This window comes from Bacillus sp. bc15 (genome assembly GCF_900142585.1).
GTDB lineage: Bacteria > Bacillota > Bacilli > Bacillales > Bacillaceae_G > Bacillus_A > Bacillus_A cereus.
Window position 1 is genome coordinate 1,560,322 of sequence record NZ_FRBJ01000001.1, and the last position, 19,966, is coordinate 1,580,287.

Consider the following 19,966-nt stretch of genomic DNA (forward strand, 5'->3'; position numbering starts at 1 on the left):
ACCTTTTAAAAACATTAAAAAACCCCCTTCATTTTCCTACCAATGAAGGGGGTCTTTCTTATCGTTTGCTACGCCAACTTTCATTATGCCCAAGATTTGCACCTGTCGCTACTTGCACATCATATAACATTTCACTAAAGAAGCGTTTATCTACTTCTTTTGGTACAATGCGTCTTTCATCATCAATTTCATCGTATTCATATGAACCACGATTCACTGTACCTGCTTTATAAAATTGAATGTCAAATACACATACATCTTCTTCATCTTCATAACCAATCGGCGCTCCGCTAAATGACAATTGCACTCCTAATCCGTTACAAGTATCTTCTTTGTAAAATGTATAATACAAACCGCCATCTTGAACAGATCCACGGATCCATCCAAGCTTCGTCATCTTACCGAATAACGAACGACCATTTAGTAAAATACCACCAAATCTCTCAATAGCACTCTCATCATTCTCTTCTACTACAAACACTGGACGCTCAATTTGTAGGAACGGCTGAACAATTCCCGCACTTTCTAATTGCTCTTTCCATAATTCCTTCTCCGCCCCAGACAATTCTAACGGATGAACGAAACCAATAACAGTGCCAAATGAAAGTTCATAACTCTTCCCTTCAATTGTACAGAACACGCCACCTTCTGCATAACTGAATGCGTTCAGCAACTTCCCTTCCTTATACTCACCCCAAATGAGTGAAATAGAAAATTGCTTCATAATTGAATTATCCATAAATACAGACTTCCATGCATTATGTGACCAATAACGCTTTAACGAAAGTGCCGCTTCTAATCGTTGTTTTTGCATTGAAAGAGTAGTTCGGAGCTCCTTCTTTAAAGAGGCTAATTCTTTTTTAGCCTCTTCAGCCTTTTCTACATCATCTTTTGCATTCGGCTTTGGAAGTGACTTCATACGTTTTCCTTCCTCTGTCTCTAATTCAATTTTTGACTCTGTAGTTAAAATGGCAGTAAAACTTCGATTCCCGAAATCAATTATCTTTTCACCATGTATAGTAAAGCCAAGGTCCGGCACCAATTGATCTTCCAGCTCTTCCTCTGTTATACCACGTGTTTTCGCAGCAAGACTTAGGGCTTCTTTTGCTGCATTACGTACTTGCTTATGTTTATATTTAAATGCTATTGCATGAATAGACATAAGTGCAAGCTTAGATGAAGACAAACCTAAAGCACGAACGGCATCCGCTGCTATCTTTCCTCTCATTTGAAGCACCCATTCATCAATTTGCTTTATAAGTATGTCGACCATTTTGTCGTCACTATACATTCCGTATAACGAAAGAATTCCACGCTTCTTCACATCTGCGTCTTGAGAAATCCATATTTGATATATTGTTTGCACATATTCTTTTAAGTCCTCTTCATTTAAAGCTCTACCAATTACTTCTGCCGTTTCTTTCTTCTCAATAACAGCATCTGAAATATACTGTTGTAAATAGGCTAACGGAATTGCAGCATCAGCAATTTCATTAGAGTCACGTAAACGGATTTGTTGCTCATCCCCAATCAATTGCAGAAGTGAATTTCTTGTTTGTTCCGTTAAAATACGTGCACATAGTTCTTCGATCTTTTCTTCCTCCGTTTGAAATAAAAACGACAATTTTCCTGCGAAAGATGCATTTTTACTTTCTTGCAAAGCTTCCTGTACAAGTTTCGTATATTTTTCAAGCTTATACTCTATTAGTATTTTCATCACATTTTCACGAACAATCTTCTTTTTATTATGAAGTTCAACTGCTACATCTGCTGCAGCTTCTATATCTTTTGAAAGCAGTTTAACTACAGACTCACGCATTTTTTTAGATGAATCTCCTAAGCTTTTAATTAAAATCGGACGCATTTTAACCATGTTATCCTTTGCTAACTCTTCTAAAATATATGCTTTTGCCATAGCAGAATACTCATCAAACCGTTCAATTATATATGCTTGTTCTTTTACAATTACACAAACAAGCGCTTCCTTCGCCTTATTTCTCTCTTCACTGTAGCATGCAGCTTCTTCAACTGCATAAGCGATAAGTTTTTCCTTACTTAACCCATACGAAAGCAGATCTTCTAATACTTGTTTCGGCTCTACTCCTCTGACAGAACATTCGTAAAGAAGTTCGTATAAATTAACACTATCATCATCTCCAAACTGTAGTGTAAGTACAGCTTCCCTTTTCGCTACATCATCTATATCCCAAAGAAGCGCAACCTCTAACACCGGCATACCCCAATACATACTTCTATATTTCGGATTTTTAAGTATTTGCTCCATATCCTCAAGTGACAACTTCCCTAGTAAATAATCACAATATGTATCCCGCACTGTAGACAATTTAATTTGCAAAGCAGCAACAAAAAATTCTTCTCGCATTTTCCCTCTATTTAGCTCATATCCTTTTTCGGCTAGCGTTCGTGCGATGATGAGATAATTCATTTTACTTACATATTGCAAAGTTTGTTGAATAAATTCAGGGTTTTCCTCCAACATAAAGCATAGCAATTCATATTCATACGTCTTACAAAAATCCTCACTATTCAAATCATGTTGCCTTAGACGATGCGCAAAAAATCTTTCCTTAGAAATCCAAAACTGTGTACAAAAACTTTGAATTTCTTCATACGTTTCTCTATTTACACTACCAGTTTTTTTGTGGTTTTGAGACTGACCGAGAGTGTGACACATATAACGTGTTGCATAGTTTATAAAACCCCAAACATTTTTCTTCGCCAATATCTCAATATATCGCCTCGCAACATTCGAATGTTTATGAACACAAAATAATAGCCGCCAAATATGTTCCGGTAAATTCCCACCTATAAATACTTCACTATCATCTTCACCTTTTAAATACCGTTTAACTGCTTCAACCTTTTCCTTTTCCTTTTCCCCTAGCAGTTTCAATATAAATTCTGTATGTTCTTCTAACCTCTCATTCAATAAAGAACTATATGTACGAAACTTTTCATACTCTACATCAAACATTACGAGAAGTAATGTTAATTGCTGTTTAGTTGGTAAAGTATGTAATTGTTCCTCTATATAGTTCGGTTTCTCTTTTGTTAACTCTCTAAGAAAAACATCTGCTTCATTGACGTAACTTGAAATACTAGATAAATACCTACATGCAATTGCTACAAGTTTGTCCAAAGGTAGTGCACTTTTTTCTAAATAAACCTTCATTTTAGAAAAACTGACATGCGCAAAACGGACTACAAGAACATTTAATAATTGCTCCTCGAGTATATGATAAAATAACCGAAAGAAACCCGGATCTTGTTTATGTACTTTCCTAAAATCGTTTATAAATCGCTCCGCAAAATCGCTTCTTTTTTGATCACGAATCGTCGTTAGTTCAATATCTTTTAAAATCTCTTCTTCTTTTGTCTGTAAATATCGTAGTGATAATTGTTCCTGTTCTTCTGTCATATTAATATATTGAAACAACTCAGATGTACTAGTAGTCAAACTTTGTACCCCCCGCATCTTTTTATCTATTATAAAAATACCCTTATTTAATGGTAGTATAGCATAAAACCCACAAAAAACGAACGTACATTCTACATTAAATTAATGTAAATTAAAATACACTACTCAACATACATTTCCTTCTCTCTAAACTTCCCATTACACACTTCTCCCCACTAAAACCCTTTAACTTTTTGCTACACCAATTCCTCAAAATCCCCTTCACATAAGCTAACGTTTTCTTATTATTTTCAAACGCAATTTTAAGTGCCTCTAACACTTTCTCTCCAGAAAGTCTTTGTATCCAATTCTTCAATTCTTTCACAATATATGGGGATAAACTACTAATATTTTGTTCATAAAACTTATAAACTTCACTATTTGGAACGTTCTCTTCTATACTTTCTACCTCTTCCGCTTCTTCTTTCTCTTCAATAACTACTTGTGAACTACTATTATCCTCTTCTTTTGGCATACCAAAATGCTGCAATAATAATGGAATCGTGTATTCTTCTTCAAGGCATTTACGTAAAAAGATATGTATGAACTCATTACTTTTTACAGTCTTTAACTCACGTAATACGCACTTTTCTACATTCGTATTTGAAATAGGGTTATAGTGTAACCAGTTTATTATGAATACCTCTTTCGTTTCCGTATCATATAAAATCTTTCCATACTCAACAAACCTGTTTAGCAACTTCTCAACAGTCTCCATACTATAACCTGTTTCAAGCTCTGCCACACGCTTCGGTAATATGTAAATACCACATTGCTTCGTTTTCGTACCAGTTAACAAATATATGTAAAAATAACGCTCCTCTGGCGTTAAATCTAATATGAATTCATCTTGCCAAAAGTTCACCTGCACATTACGGTATACCGCCATATGTTTCCCTCCACTCTTTGCTAGTAAATAGGAAGATTTTAATCCTTCATTATAAAAATAGGAATGCGGGAATGGTTTTGGCATTCGAATTACAATTTTTTTTACTACTACAACGCCGGTTTCATTTTTTCGTGCTTGTTTTGTTCTTGTAGTTGTTTTTGTTTTTGTTTTTTCTTAGTGATTTATTACTTGGTAGGGACTTATGAGGGGCTTGGAAGGGCATTCTGCATTACAATCTATGAAATACAATTTGTTCTTCCTACTAAATAGGAGCTATTCCAAATTATTATTTTGGATAGCTCCTTTCAAATTCTTCTTATTTTTTACTTCTACCAATGTCAGCTTCTACATACAATTTATTCTGCTATTTGCAGGCAGTAAAACCCTCATTTCAAAATTCGGTGAATAAACTGCTCGATTGCAACGCGAGTGGCCCCACTGATTAAAGTTTTATTTTTGCATTGAATCTAACATCTTCACAATAAAAGCAGCTGCCTGACCACGAGTCGCTGTACCTCGGGGATCAAACTCATTATTTCCAACACCATTAACTACCTTTAAGCTGTATAATCGTTGAACCGATTCTTTATATGTTATTAAATGCTTATCTGTAAATGGTAATGCTACTAACTCACCTGGAATTCCTTTGTATCGTAATGCTTTGTCAATCATAATAGATACTTCTTCACGAGTAATTGGTGAGTTAGGATCAAAAACCCCTTCACCACGACCATTAATAATTCCTGCACTTGCACAACGTTTAATACCGTCATGAAGTGATGGATGTGCCTCATTAATATCTACAAATGACTTATTTCCCTCTGGTAGTTTAAGAGCATTCGAGATTAATTTCGCAAACTCCGCTCTCGTTACATTTCGATATGGCGCAAATACACCATTGCCTTCGCCTTGCATAATACCTAGACTGTTTAATTTACGAATATGCCCTTCAAACCAGCCACCTGTAATATCATCTTTTGGTTTTTGTACTTCTTCCTTAGGCTTTTGTACCTCTTCCTTTGGTACATTGTAGTTAATTTTAATCCAACTTGGGTCATAGAAAATCCATTCTCCATTACCTACTTTATACCAACCATTTTTAACCGCTAATACTTTGTAACGATCTCCGTTTGAAGCTTTACGTACAACACGATGTTCAATACCCGCATCACTACGTACATTGATGCCACTACCATTTACCACTAGTTCCATGCTAGGTTCAGCTGGATTATTTTCATTTGGATTAAATGAGTCATTTTTATCTTGTAAAGGAGTATCAATCTGCGCATTTATATTTGCATACCACTGAATTCCTTGTACGAAACCAGCCCAATTACCACGTGAAATTAAAATGTCAGGACATTTTTTCCCGCTCCATTGTTGATGCTTGTAAATATGATCTGCACCAATTCCTTCTTTGTTCATTAAATAACCCGCAAGTCGTTTTGCATTTTCTAAAGCTTTATTGTAATCACCGTCTTGGTTAACCGCGATCTCGATACCGATAGACTCCCTGTTTCCTGATCCATCTCCATCTCCTGCATGCCAACCGTTTTCGTTTGTTGGTAAGTGTTGATAAATTTGTTTATCGTCTACTGTAAAATGCCATGAAGCTGTTCGGAACGTCCCCTCTGTTGCTTGTTTATACAAATATTTCGCATGATTTTCAGCATTAGCACCAGCGGCCGTATTTGCCGTCTCATGGATTGTAATGTAACGTGCTTTCATCGGATTTGCAGGACGAATATCAGAGTTTCCTGCTGGAACAATCCACTCTACAAATAGAACTCCTGCAAGTGTTCCATATTTCTTCGTACTCGGTGCACTATATTGAATACCTCTTGGCTTTGCAACAGGTTTCATTTGACGATCAGATCCATCATTTCGACCATCTACAGATTCAAATGCCTTTTCAATATTTAAAATAGCTTCCTTTTCTGCTACTTGCCCCTTCTTTGCATCTTTCATTTTGTTTAATTCTTCTGTTTCATCATGTTTATGCTTATATTCTTCTAAAAGCATTTTTTCATTTTCAGATACTTCTGCTTCGTTAACTTGTACATAATCAGGAACTTCCAACTTGAAATTAGAATAATTTAATCCGCTCGTTCCATGTTCTCCTTGGGCAATATTTAGTTGATCAGTTTGAGCTTTGTTTATCTCTTCTGCTGATGCTGATAAAGGTACACTCCCTAAAATCACTAGACTTGTTGATAGTGCGATTACTTGTTGTTTGATTGTCTTATTCATTATTATAAATAGATATACACACATTTTCGCCGTGTATATATCTCAACCTCCTTTTGTTGTCACATTAATTTTAAAAATACAAATCTATTATGTACTTCTAATATATTTTCTTTTTATTTATATATTTAAATTATATTATTTTATGCCCGTTAAGAAAATATTTATATGTCATCCCTACAAATGAATTTCATCTAACATACTTTTTACAAAATCCGTCAACAAAAATTATTTTACAACTAATTACCAATACCGTCAAAAGCATTTTCAACAATCCATACTTTAATAGCTATAGTAAATGCTATTTCTTTCACATTATATACTATTACAAATTACCTTTAACTTGTCCGACAATTTCGTTTATCGTATTTCGATCAAACTTATCACTAATTTCGTATGGCTCACGATCTCCTACGAATTGCACGCCTACAATATCATTGCGATCCTTACCGTATTGCACTTCAATAATAGATCCACGCTCTATTTGTTTCCAAATGAGACCTACTTCATCTTTATTATCTAAAATAATGCAGTCTTCAATATTTTCATCAATCCCAATTAACTTGTTATCATCTATATATCCAATCTCGTATTGTTGCCGTTCTTTCGCTTTTCCGCTTACTAGTATACCTTTGCTACCATATGAGTAATCCGTATAGTCCTTTTTCTCCTTTTGTACCCCTTTCGGCTTTTGTGCTTCAGTTTTTTCAGCAGCTCCACAACCTGTAATAAGACTGATTGGCATAACCATAGTTAATACTACTCTAGTAAATTTCTTTATCATTTATAACTAACCTCACATACTTAATTTAAAATGCTATTTATTTCCTTATTATAAAATAACATGATAATACAGAGAAAGAGCCAAAGATAAAATATTATTTACATCCGTATTGTCCCTCCCTTTACATTAATATAGTACCCTCATAAGTATGAATAGCTAGGCTTTCAAAATTAATACGGGAATATTATAGAAAGTAGACATCCTACTCACATACGATTAGTATTAGAATTGAAAATATATAAACTAGATGATTACTTATATTAAGGAAGGAAGTGCACAGCTATGGATTTTAAAACAGTCATGCAAGAGCTTGAAGCCCTTGGTAAGGAAAGAACGAAAAAAACATACATCTCTAACGGTGCACACGAGCCGGTTTTTGGCGTAGCTACAGGTGCTATGAAACCAATCGCTAAGAAAATAAAAGTAAATCAAGAGTTAGCTGAGGAACTTTATGCTACAGGTAACTACGATGCTATGTACTTTGCAGGCATTATTGCAGATCCAAAAGCTATGAATGAGTCTGATTTTGATCGCTGGATGGACGGGGCATATTTTTATATGCTATCTGATTATGTGGTAGCAGTAACTTTATCGGAGTCAACTATCGCCCAAGACGTTGCGGATAAATGGATTGCAAGTGGGGATGAGCTACGAATGTCAGCGGGCTGGAGTTGCTACTGCTGGCTTTTAGGAAATCGCAAAGACAATGAATTTGCCGAAAGCAAAATTTCCGATATGCTTGAAATTGTAAAAAATACAATTCATGCTGCGCCAGAACGAACAAAATCTGCTATGAATAATTTTATAAATACTGTAGCAATTTCATATGTGCCACTACACGAAAAAGCAGTCGAGACTGCAAAAGAAGTTGGTATAGTTGAAGTAAAACGTGATAATAAAAAAAGCAGTTTGTTAAATGCTTCCGAAAGTATTCAGAAAGAAGTCGATAGAGGAAGAGTTGGTTTCAAACGTAAATACGTTAGATGTTAGATTATTAAAAAAGGTGTCAATCAAGAAAGATTGGCACCTTTTTTTAATGTAGAAGTAGAAAATGGACTACCTCCCTAAAAATCATTCATTTCCCTCTTTACAACTTATATGTTAGAAATTTCTTCTTTCACTTTATACACCCTATCTCTTTTCTCATCGTTTTTAACAAAAGTAAGCTTTCCTTCTGTAACAAAACCTTCCAATGCTAAGCATACTTTTCCATATGCTTTTGGCTTATTCGTTGTAAATCTTTCATCTGATATTTTACCAGATCGTATTAATTGTTCGCATAGCTCCAGTGCACTTATTTCTTCAGAATCCATTAATTCCAATATATCTTTTTGCAATGCTGATAAAGGTGCAGGTATTTCGGCTACCTCTACCTTTTCTTTTTTATCTTCTTTTTCGTCTTCAAATAAATCTTCAAATGAAATTTGATTCATTACATCTTTTCCTTTCTCATAACGAATTTGCTTAACATGAACTGAATCCTATATGTACTAGAACTTTTACATTTAGTTATTGTTATGTAGTCCTTACCTCTTTACATAGATTTTATAACTCATGTACATTATTTTAAGTAGTATATTTCCATTATACCAAATATACGTTCTGTCATCTATTGTAGAATTCGTTATTACTGAACTGAAATCAATAGTGAATATCCGGTGCACAAATCATGCAAACAAAAAAATGCTAATCGCATTGTTTGAACTACTTCCACATGTCTATCAAGCTAAGAAAAACGAACATCCAAAATAAAAAAGCGAGGTTACTATTATAGTACCTGAAAAGCAGGCAGTCTTTAAAGCTTAGTTAAGTAAGTATTCTATGTTGTGAATGAAAAAGGATCTGATATGAATATCAGATCCTTTTTCATTGCTTCTTTTATAAATGTAACTTTTTTATACATACATCGTTTCACACGATAACTGGTTCATACGTGCTTACATTATCATACACAGTTTTCGTAATTCTAGGAGGAAGATTAACACACCCTCCAAATCTGACTTTTTAATAGAATCAAAGTGTATTTTTACTTACCAGACTTAATTTTTTCGTTATATTCTTCTAAAGTTAACCCTTTTTCTTTTAGATAAACAGCAACTTCTTTTCCTACATAACGATAGTGCCATGGCTCATACTTAATGCCAGTAATATTCTCTTTATCTTTTGGATAGCGGAGAGTAAATCCATACTCTGCAGCATTCTTATCTAACCATTTGAATGCATCGGTAGTTTCAAATTTTGCATTTAAATCTTCTACAGTATTCTGCCATTCAACTGAAATAATGTCTAACGCTAATCCAGTATGATGTTCACTTGCACCAGGATACTGAAGATATTCCAATGCTTTAGCACTAGCCTCTTTATCCGACAAACCTTGCGATTTATAGCTTTTAACTGAAGCATCATAATACGTTTGTTGTAATTTTATAGCTCGATAACCTGATCTTAAATAAAGATTGATTCCCTCTTTTTTTGCAGCCGCTACCATATCCTGATAGGAAGTTGCAATTCTACTATCTATTTTCATATTCGGCTTAGCATTTTGGGTAATACTTGTTAATTCAATTCCTAGTTCCTTTGATAACATATGCTCTCTATTTACAAGAATAATTCTCCAATCATTAGGATCAGAGATAGGTAAAACATCTTTTTTATTCGCATGTATCTCTTTTTTATTTTTATCGTTATTATTAGTAGTTTCCTGAGATGTTTGCTTTCCACTACAAGCAGCAAGACTCCATCCCATTGCCAATACCAATGCTAAAATTATAAATTTTTTAATTGTATCTCATTCCCTTTTTGTTTATTAGTCTTTATACCAATTTCCCAACACGTCTCTAGGAATCTCCTTGAAATCCTTCAAAGAAACGGGGCCGACAAATTTTTTAATTCCATGTTTTTTAGACTCTTCATCCGAATAATCTTTTAAAAATTGAATTTTAAATTGTTTCTTACCATCAGCGTAGTCGGTTACTGTCGGTACGATTGCCGCTTGTCGTATACCAAAAGTTTTATCTTCATACTTGACGAATTGTATATAAGATAGTCCTCCAACCAATGTTTCTAATTTTTCTTGCGCAGAAATAAGATTTCCAAGAGAATAATAGATTAGCGTTTCATGTCCATCTTTATTTTGTTTCCACTCAATTGGTTGAATTACATGTGGATGATTTCCAATTACTACATCTACACCTAAATCTGTTAAATATTGAGCAACTTCTTTTTGTTGCTTTGAAGGTGTTGAGGTATATTCTACTCCCCAATGCACCATAACAATCACCATATCAGAGCTACTCTTTGCCTTTTCCACATCATTTTGTATCGCTTTTTTATCAATTAAATTTAAAGCCCAAGACTTATCAGCTGGAATTTTAATTCCATTCGTACCATATGTATAATTTAGTAACGCAAAGCGAATACCATTTTTTGTAATCGTTTTTATTTCATTACGCTCGTTTTGACTCCCATTAATGCCTACTGGGATAACATCCGGATATTTCTTCCAGTATTCTCTTGTATTCGCAACACCTTTAATACCCATATCCATAGCATGATTTGTCGCTTGAGTCACTATATTGAATCCAGTGTCCACTAAAGATTGGCCTACTTCTTCAGGTGTATTGAAAGTCGGATATCCCTGTACTTTTAGATTATTTCCTGCAATTGGAGTCTCCTGGTTCACGATAGCAAGATCACTTGATTTAACAGCTTTTTTGATATTTTCATAAATATAGTTATAATCATATGAACCGTCTTTTTGTTTGCCATCTTTAATTACTGCGTCATGATATAAATTATCACCCGTTGCTATTAAATTCACAACCGATTTTACTTTTTTATCTTCCGTAAAATTAGGAGACTGTTGGATAGGACTCTTCTCTACCCAATTTGGTGCTTTTAATGATGTATCTATATTAGATTCAGCCGGTGGTAATGAAGCTTTAGATGTCTTAACATCTGTATTACCACAAGCAGTTAAAAGCACTAAAAAAATAAGGCATAATAAAAAAAACTTTTTACTTCTCTGTAAAGTATCTAACATGTGATCCTCTTTTCTGTTTTATTACTTATAACCAGTTCTAACAAATCATTCTTTAAAACAACGTATTTTGGTTTTACCCTTAATTATGGAAGGACACTCTGTTACATCTGCTTCGGAATATACAGATAATCATTTTCCATTCTCTAGCAATCTATCAATTCCATCAGGATGTCGACTAGTTTCATATACCTGTTCCAATTGCAGTAACTCGTTTAATCTAAACAAGATAGAAGAATAGTTCATATAGCCTCTTCTCTTGCTTTACGTTTGTGAGTGGCTCCAAAAAGAGGGGATCGTTGCTGTACCCCCTTTAAATATTATGGAATCTTTGTAACTAATTTCTTTACGTTAAGCGACAAACATTATACCGATAACAATAAGTAAGACCCAAGAACTTATTTTACCAATATACGAAAAAAGTAGCAATCTTTTGACCCATATAATGAAGCCAATTAGGAGAAATGAAAGGGAGATTCATTTTAATTAATTCCTTCCTTCATTGATTAATAAAAAAACAAGCCACCCAGCTATTGGATGGCTCTATACGATAAAGAGAATTTGTTATTGGATTACTTCAATTTCCCTTCAAAAACAATCTTCCTACCGCACGGCTCAACTACTGTTTTGCCGTCTTTCTTTACTTCATGAAAGATCGGCTCTTCCATACGACGAGACGGAGCGTAGCCTTCTTGTTCCATACGTGCTAAGCAGTCTGTAATTGTTTCATTTTCAAGTACTTCAAATTTCTTTTTATTAGGTTGTTTTGTCATGCCCTAACCTACTTTCTATTTTTCTTGATGCGAATTGATTCTTCATGTAGACCATGTATAACATTGCTAGAATTCCCATTATAATCATAACCGCAATAAAAAAGCTTGTATACTGTATTTTTTCTATAAATACGCCGCCTAATACAGGCCCCATAATACTTCCTAAACTAAAAGCGATTCCGGATAATATATTACCTGCCGGTAGTAAGTGTCTCGGTAATAAATCAGTCATAAATCCAAGCCCTAAAGAGAAACACGATCCAATAACCATACCCGCTAAAAGCATGCAGGCAAAGACGATCCAGTAATATTGATCAAATACGGCGGCAAGTAGAAAAATGCCCGTACTTATGCTAAACGTCCAGGTTAATATACGATCCTTTCCGTATTTATCACTCAATATACCGAGCGGAATCTGTGTAATAATACCCCCAACTGCAAATGCTGGTAATAAGAAGGATACATCTGAAACAGACCACCCTTTACGAAGTGCGTATACTGGTAAGTTACTATTTAACATCGCCTCAAGTACACCGTATGCAAGTGGTCCTAGTAACGCAATCCATCCTAATCCAACAACTTGTTTATAACGAGAAAATGATGATTCACTCTTCACTTCTCTTTCATCTTGCGCTGGGAATGCATTTTTTGTTGGTAATAGTAACAGCCAACCTATTAGACAAAGTATAGTAGATATAATAAATGGCGTTGCAAGACCGTACTGTACAGTGCTTGCTAAATACGGACCAACGGCAAAACCAATTCCGAAGAATACACCGTATATCGATACTTGTCTCCCTATTTTACTTGGGTCCGATGTTGTCGTAATCCATGTTTGTGTTCCGACATGAAGCATATGATCTCCGACTCCAACTAGAAATCTAAGGATAAACCATACCCAAAATGAAAATGTTTGTGTAAAAAAGAATAATGAAATAATAACGAGAAACCCACCTATAACAATAATTGGCTTCATTCCAAACCTTTGCATCGGTTTTTCAAGAAACGGCGAAATAACTAATATCCCGATGTACAATGCCGTCGCATGAATACCGTTAATACTTGAACTAACCCCTTCTTGTTCAAAAATCATTGCAATGGCAGGTAAGAGCATTCCTTGTGATAAACCAGAAATTGCTACAATCCCAACCATAATCCAAAATGTAAAACGCATTGACATCCTTTGTCCCTCTCCTTCTCACGCTTCCACTTTTCATTATAAACTGTTTTTTCAAATGCGTGTACGAATATTCACAATAAAAAAGAAGCTAAAAGAATGAACCTTTTAGCTTCCTACCCTTCCCAAACTTGCGCTTTCACATTGTAATGAAAGTGTTTAAAATATGGATTTTCATAAAATGAAGATCCATATAAGTAATGTTGCATATGAGCTGTTAGTGGCTGCTGCATTTGTAAAGGGACTACAGCTGGTGAAACTTGCATATACATCGGATCTATCATTATTTTTGTATAGATATGATGATCATATGGCGAATAAGCGATTAAGGATGGTTTATGCATTGATAATCTCCCCTTATACATACAAATGTTATAGTATATGCAAAACTTTTCATTTTGGGGATTCTTTCTATTCTAGCCAATCTTCTACATGTTTTATAAATACATCTAAACAATCAATAAACGGTGAGTGTCCGCAATCTTCTAACACCTTCAACTCTGCATTTGGCAAATGTTTCGCTAATTCCTCACCGACTACTTGCGGTACGACATAATCTCTATCACCTTGTATGACAAGCGTTGGAGCTTTAATATGATGAATTTGCTTACTTCCCTCTACAACCCCATTATGTTCATCTGAAATATTAAATGTAATGAGCGCATAATTCACATCTACGAAATTACGTTGCGTTAACATATCATCTAAATACTTTTCATAACGGTCCGGTTCAGGTTGATTATGTGTATATATTAATAGATTCCATACTGTACGGTAATATAGTTTGTTCATATTTTTTATCGCGTCTAATACTGGAGCGATTTGTACTGGATCTTGCGCAATTTCTTCTTTCGTCTTTACTAAACTTGATACGATTGGCTGCCCATTCGTATCTTTTTTAAAGATTGGGTATCCTTTCATTCCTACTGATTCTACTAAAATTAACTTTTCTACAAAAGTTGGGTGATTCGCTGTAAATTGCATCGCAACACCACCGCCCATTGACCAGCCCATTAATGAGAATTTCTCTAGCTTTAACTCGTCGATAAATAATTTTACATCTTCTGCAAAATCTTGTAATGAATCTATCGACTTATTATATGTTGATTGTCCAAATCCTCTTAAATCAAGAGCGTAAATATGATATTGATCTTGCAACTTTTCAATGACTAAATCCCAGTGTTGTGACGATGTCATGTTCCCGTGAATGAGTACAAGAATATCTGTATTTCGCCTTCCAACTTCCTGATATGCAATCGTTTCTCCGTTCGATAGTGAAACAAACTCCATTGTTGCAGGCTTAATCATCACAAGTTCCCCCATTCTATTTAATAGAAAGAAAATTCTTTACTTAATTAAAGAATAGCACGTAGAATATACGTTCGCAACATAAAACCTATAAGAATTTTTTACATAAATCAACATGTCTATTACTAGACAATTATTATAAAAAAGTATATAGTTAGCTAGGTAACTAATTTGAAAGGATCAAAATACATGGACGAAAAACAACATTTTTTTCATATCGTCAGCCAGACTTCTCGAAAGTTTACGAAGAAATTTAATGAACGTGTATCTCCAACTGGGTTATTTAGTGCGCAGTGGGCTGTTATTTTCCGCATTAATCAAACTGGTTCTTGTACGCAAACAGAATTATGCCAATATTTAAATGTTGAATCACCAACGATGACTCGTACGTTAACACGTATGGAAACGATGGGATGGATTATTCGTACAGAAGGTAAAGATCGCCGCGAGAAGCTCATTTCTTTATCCGAAACAGCGATAAAGATGATTCCAGTATGGCAAGAAGAAGTTGATACTTTCGAAGAAAAAACGCTAGAAGGTATTAATGAAGATGATTTACATCAAGCATTTCAAGTGTTACAACAAATTATTAAAAATTTAGATTAAATTGGAGGGATGACGATGCAAAGTGAGAAACTTTGGACGAAGGATTTCCTCGGAACTTGTTTTAGTAGTCTATTTCTCTTCTTAACATTTTACATGCTTATGACTACTCTGCCTGTCTATGTAATAGACGGCCTAAAAGGAAAACCTGAGGAAATTGGTTTAGTTGCAACTGTGTTTCTTATTTCTTCTGTTTTATGTAGACCATTCACAGGAAAATGGCTCGATGATTTAGGAAGAAAGAAAATATTATTTATTTCACTTTCATTATTTTTAGCCGCTACTGTTATGTATTTCGGTGCGCAAAGTTTATTCTTATTACTTGCCCTTCGCTTCTTGCACGGTATTGGGTTCGGGATGGCAACGACAGCTACCGGTACGATTGTAACTGATGTTGCGCCAGCTCATCGACGAGGCGAAGCACTTGCATATTTCGGCGTATTTATGAGTCTGCCGATGGTAATTGGTCCTTTTTTAGGTTTAACAATTATTTCTCATTTTTCGTTTACTGTTTTATTTATCGTTTGTTCCGTATTTTCATTACTTGCATTTTTATTAGGACTACTTGTAGATATTCCGCATGAAGCACCTGTGAGCAAACAAAAACGTGAAAAAATGAAATGGAAAGACTTAATCGAACCATCTTCTATTCCGATTGCACTTACAGGATTTGTTTTAGCCTTTTCTTATAGTGGTATTTTATCCTTTATTCCTATTTATGCGAAAGAACTCGGTTTAAGTGAAATTGCAAGTTATTTCTTTATTGTATACGCACTTGTTGTTGTCATTTCTCGTCCATTTACAGGAAAGATTTTTGATCGCTTCGGTGAAAATGTACTCGTTTACCCCGCTATCATTATTTTCACAATCGGAATGTTCATATTAAGCCAAGCACAAACTTCATTTTGGTTCCTTGGCGCAGGTATGCTAATCGGTTTAGGTTACGGAACATTAATTCCGAGTTTCCAAACGATTGCGATTTCTGCTGCTCCAAACCATAGACGTGGTTCTGCGACAGCTACGTATTTCTCATTCTTTGATAGTGGTATTGGCTTTGGTTCTTTCATTTTAGGTATTGTCGCAGCGAAATCTAGTTATCATAATATGTATTTTATCGCAGCTATTATCGTTGCTTTCACTTTACTTTTATATTATGGATTACACGGACGAAAACAAAAATTCAAGAAACAATCTACAGACGGAAAAATTTCCGCTTAACGTTAATAAGGAAAGTAAACTTCCCCGTTTACTTTCCTTATTTTGTATTTCTTTCAAGACGAGCGTATACTTATAGTAGAAATAAAAAGGAGGGCCATATATGAAACTAAAAAAATCTCCCCTACTCTTACTTATACTAACATTCATATTTGTAATTACAGGACTTGGGTTTACTTACTTCAAACAAAATAAAACGACCCCATCAAAACATAATGTGACAAAAGAAAACTGGTTAAATGACCCTTACTTACGTTGGTCGTATATACATATGAAAGAATTCACTTTAGTTAATGACGTAAAAATCAATCCTGACCAAACTGCTCACTTCCCTTCCGCATTGCAAAACTTAGACGATTTTGCTGTGGAGCGTAGATTCGGAAATACAACTCCTCTAAAAAAACTTTTAGACGATAACAAAACAGATGCTTTTGTCGTTGTACATAATGGACAACTTGTTTATGAACGATATTTCAATGGGTATAAACAGAATGAACCTCATGGTATGGCATCATTAGCAAAAGTCTTTACCGGGGCAATTATACAATCTCTCGCTGAAGAAAATCGTATTGATTTAGAGAAAACAGCTGACACTTACATAAAAGAATTAAAAAATACACCGTTCGGAAAAGCGACACTTCAGCAATTAATGGACATGCAAGTTTCAGCAGAATACCCGACCCACGGATATGAGCAGCCTGGGCTAGAAAATCAAGATGCACAATTATATTTAGCTAGCAATATTTTACCCCGCGGCAAAAATTACGACGGTCCGATGAAAATTTATGATATGTTACGAGAAGCCGAAGAAACTGCACCGCCTGGTTCTTCCTTTTCTTACAATAACGGATCAACAGAAACGCTCGCTTGGATTATTAGAACTATTACTGGTAAATCACTAGCTGAAAATGTAAGCGAACGAATTTGGTCTCAAATTGGTATGGAAGAAAACGCGTATTACGTTACAGATGAAACAAAAATAGAACAAGCAAGCGCTGGCTTAAATGCAACTGCTAGAGATATGGCGAGATTCGGGCAATTACTATTAAACAACGGGGAATATAACGGAAAACAAATTCTCCCTTCTTCTATTACTGAAGATATAAAAAATGTCCAAGAAGGTGAACTTGCAATTGGCCCTGGAGCTTCCATTTCTTATCATAATCAATGGTGGATTCCCCACAATGAACAGGGTGCTTTTGAAGTGTTAGGTAGTTACGGACAAACACTTTACATTGATCCGAAAGCAAATATGGTAATTGTCCACTTCTCTTCTAACGCTACGCCAAGTAATGAAATACATTCAGTTTACTCAAATATGTATATTGATATTGCACATCATTTGGAGAAGCTTCCACGGTAGTGGAAGCTTCTTCTTATTGCGTTGTTTTATTTGAAACCACTACCCTCATCACGGTTATTCATAATGAAACTTTTTATTAGCAATCCAATAATACGTTACGAAGAGTGTCAATAAAATCCACACTATAGTTAGTAATCCAGTAATTATTGCGTTTGAATTTACTACCCCCGTGACTAACGTTTCCATTGCATACTTACTCATACCGGCTGGATTAAGCTGATCCATTATTGGATTCAAACCGACGATTACTCTGCAGGCTAAAAGGAATACAATTGAAATTAATGCAATAATACCTTGACTGTGAAAAATAGCACTTATCATTGTTGTGAAAGATACGATAAAAAGAACCCAAATTAGATAAAATAGTAATCCAGTAATTAGGTGTGCAAATGGAACGGCAGTAAAAAGAAAATTTACATATAGATAAGAAGCTACGTATCCAATTGTTACACTAAACGCTACCATTAAATAGTTTGACACTATTTTCCCACCTACATATGAAGTAACAGTAACGGGCCTTGTTAAAATAAAGGCCAACATACCATTAGCTTTATCTGTTTGAATTGCACCCATCATAGAAATCACTAGAATCATAAGTCCAAGCTGATCAAACTGGGATCCCAAAGTACTCGCTAATACTTCGCCCCCTTTTTGCGTTGCCATACTCGGATCAATGGTAATTCCCTGTCCTCCACCTAACGCTTCTAAAATTGATGGCAAATAATGAATTACTATCGGTTGTGTTGCGCCTAAAAATATAAAAACAATTGGTAGCCAAATAATCTTGAAATCACGTAACATTTGAACACATTCTTTTTTTATCAATACAATTGAGTTATTCATTTTTGCACCACCAAATTCAAGAAGATTTCTTCTAAAGTATCGTTGCTCATTTCAAATTTAACGATGTTCACTTTCTGTTCGAGTGCATTTTGCAATAACATATTTTTATTTATTTCAATACTTTCAACCTTCACTTTGATTTTAAGCCCAACCACTTCAACGTCCTTCACATACGGTAATTTTTTTACAATTTCAATCCACTTTTGATCTTTTGCTGTTATTTCAATCATTAATTTATTTTCACTATTACGATGTAAAAGTTCCGTAATCGTTGTATCTTCTATTTTTGTTCCATCTTTTATAATGACAAATCGTTCACAGATTTCTTCTGCATCGCTTAAGATGTGGGTTGATAATAAAATGGTTGTATCTTTTTTTATTTCTTTAATCAGATTCAATACTTCCCGCCGGCCGATCGGATCTAATGCGGATACTGGTTCATCCATGACAATAAGCGAAGGTTTATGCAATAATGCTTGTGCAATACCAAGTCGTTGTTTCATTCCACCAGAAAATGTACTAACCTTTGCATTTTCTTCTTCCTTTAGTCCAACTTTCTCCAACATTTTTGGAATCGACTTTGACAATTCTTCTTTTTTCAACCCCGAAAGTTGGCCCATAAAGGTAAGTGTTTCTCTCGCTGTCATCCAATGAAAAAAATTAGGATATTGCGGTAAATAACCAATTTCACTTTTCATTTTTGATATTTTTATCCCATTCAATAAAACTTCACCAGCAGTTGGATGAATAATATCCGAAATTACTTTTATTAATGTGGATTTCCCTGCTCCGTTCGGTCCAATTAATCCGACGCATTCCCCCGCTTGCAGTTCCATCGAGAAATTATTCACAGCAATTTTTCCTTTAAATGATTTTATTACATTTTTAATCTCTAATTTCATAATTTCTCACTGTCCTTTCTCCCTATAACAAAGTACAAGATAGGTCCCAATATATTAACGAAAAGAATAATTAACGTCCATACAAGTACATTTTTTCTTGTTTTCCTATGTCGATATAAATCAATGAATGCAATTAAAACTAAAAGTGCTCCCACTGCAATAACTGGTAATATAATGGGTAGAAAAGCCATAATATCAATGTCTTTAAGATCATTCAATCCATAATGTATTTTCATTGTCATCACTCCTTTTAAATCTCATTATCATTATTGATAATGATAAAATAAAAACGGATGGATTGCAATCATTATTCTCATTATTTATAATGAGAATAAAAAACAATAC

The 19,966-nt window shown here is 34.7% G+C and carries 18 protein-coding genes; 4 read left to right on the forward strand and 14 right to left on the reverse strand.

What is annotated here, in order from left to right:
* Positions 1 to 58: 58 nt before the first annotated feature.
* The 4 genes from BUA87_RS07930 to BUA87_RS07950 all read right to left on the reverse strand — a co-directional run bounded on the left by BUA87_RS07930 (position 59) and on the right by BUA87_RS07950 (position 7,398).
* Positions 59 to 3,478 (reverse strand): DUF4132 domain-containing protein, encoded by a 3,420-nt coding sequence (locus BUA87_RS07930; protein WP_072939045.1) that lies wholly within the window; start codon positions 3,476 to 3,478, stop codon positions 59 to 61.
* 112 nt (positions 3,479 to 3,590) lie between these two features.
* Positions 3,591 to 4,367 carry a DnaD domain-containing protein gene (locus BUA87_RS07935; RefSeq protein ID WP_071714301.1) on the reverse strand — a complete coding sequence of 259 codons (777 nt, stop codon included), beginning with the start codon at positions 4,365 to 4,367 and terminating at the stop codon, positions 3,591 to 3,593.
* Between the two features lie 450 nt (positions 4,368 to 4,817).
* Positions 4,818 to 6,617: an S-layer homology domain-containing protein gene (locus tag BUA87_RS07945; RefSeq protein WP_072939521.1), complete on the reverse strand. Its 1,800-nt coding sequence runs from the start codon at positions 6,615 to 6,617 to the stop codon at positions 4,818 to 4,820.
* A gap of 322 nt (positions 6,618 to 6,939) precedes the next feature.
* The gene (locus BUA87_RS07950; RefSeq protein ID WP_000591650.1) at positions 6,940 to 7,398 is read right to left on the reverse strand and encodes a hypothetical protein; all 459 of its coding nucleotides are present in this window, start codon (positions 7,396 to 7,398) and stop codon (positions 6,940 to 6,942) included.
* 282 nt (positions 7,399 to 7,680) lie between these two features.
* On the opposite strand from BUA87_RS07950, the gene BUA87_RS07955 reads away from it, so the two are divergent.
* On the forward strand, positions 7,681 to 8,388 hold the full coding sequence (locus BUA87_RS07955) for a DNA alkylation repair protein (RefSeq protein WP_000346347.1): 708 nt from the start codon (positions 7,681 to 7,683) through the stop codon (positions 8,386 to 8,388).
* A gap of 104 nt (positions 8,389 to 8,492) precedes the next feature.
* Here BUA87_RS07955 and BUA87_RS07960 read toward each other — a convergent pair whose 3' ends face one another.
* The 7 genes from BUA87_RS07960 to BUA87_RS07990 all read right to left on the reverse strand — a co-directional run bounded on the left by BUA87_RS07960 (position 8,493) and on the right by BUA87_RS07990 (position 14,695).
* Positions 8,493 to 8,831 carry a DUF3895 domain-containing protein gene (locus BUA87_RS07960; protein ID WP_072939051.1) on the reverse strand — a complete coding sequence of 113 codons (339 nt, stop codon included), beginning with the start codon at positions 8,829 to 8,831 and terminating at the stop codon, positions 8,493 to 8,495.
* 593 nt (positions 8,832 to 9,424) lie between these two features.
* Positions 9,425 to 10,156 (reverse strand): M15 family metallopeptidase, encoded by a 732-nt coding sequence (locus BUA87_RS07965; protein ID WP_000241993.1) that lies wholly within the window; start codon positions 10,154 to 10,156, stop codon positions 9,425 to 9,427.
* 48 nt (positions 10,157 to 10,204) lie between these two features.
* Positions 10,205 to 11,440, reverse strand: a complete 1,236-nt coding sequence (locus BUA87_RS07970) for a CapA family protein (RefSeq protein WP_072939055.1) — start codon at positions 11,438 to 11,440, stop codon at positions 10,205 to 10,207.
* A 569-nt stretch (positions 11,441 to 12,009) separates the two neighbouring features.
* Positions 12,010 to 12,210: an NETI motif-containing protein gene (locus tag BUA87_RS07975; protein WP_000166303.1), complete on the reverse strand. Its 201-nt coding sequence runs from the start codon at positions 12,208 to 12,210 to the stop codon at positions 12,010 to 12,012.
* A complete protein-coding gene (locus tag BUA87_RS07980) occupies positions 12,194 to 13,390 on the reverse strand; it encodes an MFS transporter (protein ID WP_072939058.1) in 1,197 nt (398 codons plus the stop codon). The genes BUA87_RS07975 and BUA87_RS07980 overlap by 17 nt, the downstream gene beginning before the upstream one ends.
* A gap of 113 nt (positions 13,391 to 13,503) precedes the next feature.
* A complete protein-coding gene (locus BUA87_RS07985; protein WP_000549497.1) occupies positions 13,504 to 13,731 on the reverse strand; it encodes a hypothetical protein in 228 nt (75 codons plus the stop codon).
* A 67-nt stretch (positions 13,732 to 13,798) separates the two neighbouring features.
* Positions 13,799 to 14,695, reverse strand: a complete 897-nt coding sequence (locus BUA87_RS07990; protein WP_000594875.1) for an intracellular short-chain-length polyhydroxyalkanoate depolymerase — start codon at positions 14,693 to 14,695, stop codon at positions 13,799 to 13,801.
* Between the two features lie 189 nt (positions 14,696 to 14,884).
* Here BUA87_RS07990 and BUA87_RS07995 point away from each other — a divergent pair, with 189 nt between their 5' ends.
* The 3 genes from BUA87_RS07995 to BUA87_RS08005 all read left to right on the forward strand — a co-directional run bounded on the left by BUA87_RS07995 (position 14,885) and on the right by BUA87_RS08005 (position 17,876).
* Positions 14,885 to 15,301 carry a MarR family winged helix-turn-helix transcriptional regulator gene (locus tag BUA87_RS07995; RefSeq protein WP_000343680.1) on the forward strand — a complete coding sequence of 139 codons (417 nt, stop codon included), beginning with the start codon at positions 14,885 to 14,887 and terminating at the stop codon, positions 15,299 to 15,301.
* Between the two features lie 15 nt (positions 15,302 to 15,316).
* Positions 15,317 to 16,516, forward strand: a complete 1,200-nt coding sequence (locus BUA87_RS08000; protein ID WP_001190321.1) for an MFS transporter — start codon at positions 15,317 to 15,319, stop codon at positions 16,514 to 16,516.
* A gap of 100 nt (positions 16,517 to 16,616) precedes the next feature.
* Positions 16,617 to 17,876, forward strand: coding sequence for a serine hydrolase domain-containing protein (locus BUA87_RS08005; protein ID WP_072939062.1), 1,260 nt, complete (start codon positions 16,617 to 16,619; stop codon positions 17,874 to 17,876).
* A 54-nt stretch (positions 17,877 to 17,930) separates the two neighbouring features.
* Here the strand turns inward: BUA87_RS08005 and BUA87_RS08010 are convergent, their stop codons facing one another.
* Genes BUA87_RS08010 through BUA87_RS08020 form a run of 3 tightly spaced genes read right to left on the reverse strand, consistent with a single transcriptional unit; the run spans position 17,931 to position 19,857 of the window.
* Positions 17,931 to 18,719: an ABC transporter permease subunit gene (locus BUA87_RS08010; protein ID WP_061660432.1), complete on the reverse strand. Its 789-nt coding sequence runs from the start codon at positions 18,717 to 18,719 to the stop codon at positions 17,931 to 17,933.
* Positions 18,716 to 19,621, reverse strand: a complete 906-nt coding sequence (locus tag BUA87_RS08015) for an ABC transporter ATP-binding protein (RefSeq protein ID WP_000763099.1) — start codon at positions 19,619 to 19,621, stop codon at positions 18,716 to 18,718. Before BUA87_RS08015 ends, BUA87_RS08010 begins: the two co-directional genes overlap by 4 nt.
* A complete protein-coding gene (locus tag BUA87_RS08020) occupies positions 19,618 to 19,857 on the reverse strand; it encodes a PLD nuclease N-terminal domain-containing protein (protein WP_000690914.1) in 240 nt (79 codons plus the stop codon). Before BUA87_RS08020 ends, BUA87_RS08015 begins: the two co-directional genes overlap by 4 nt.
* Between the last annotated feature and the right edge of the window lie 109 nt (positions 19,858 to 19,966).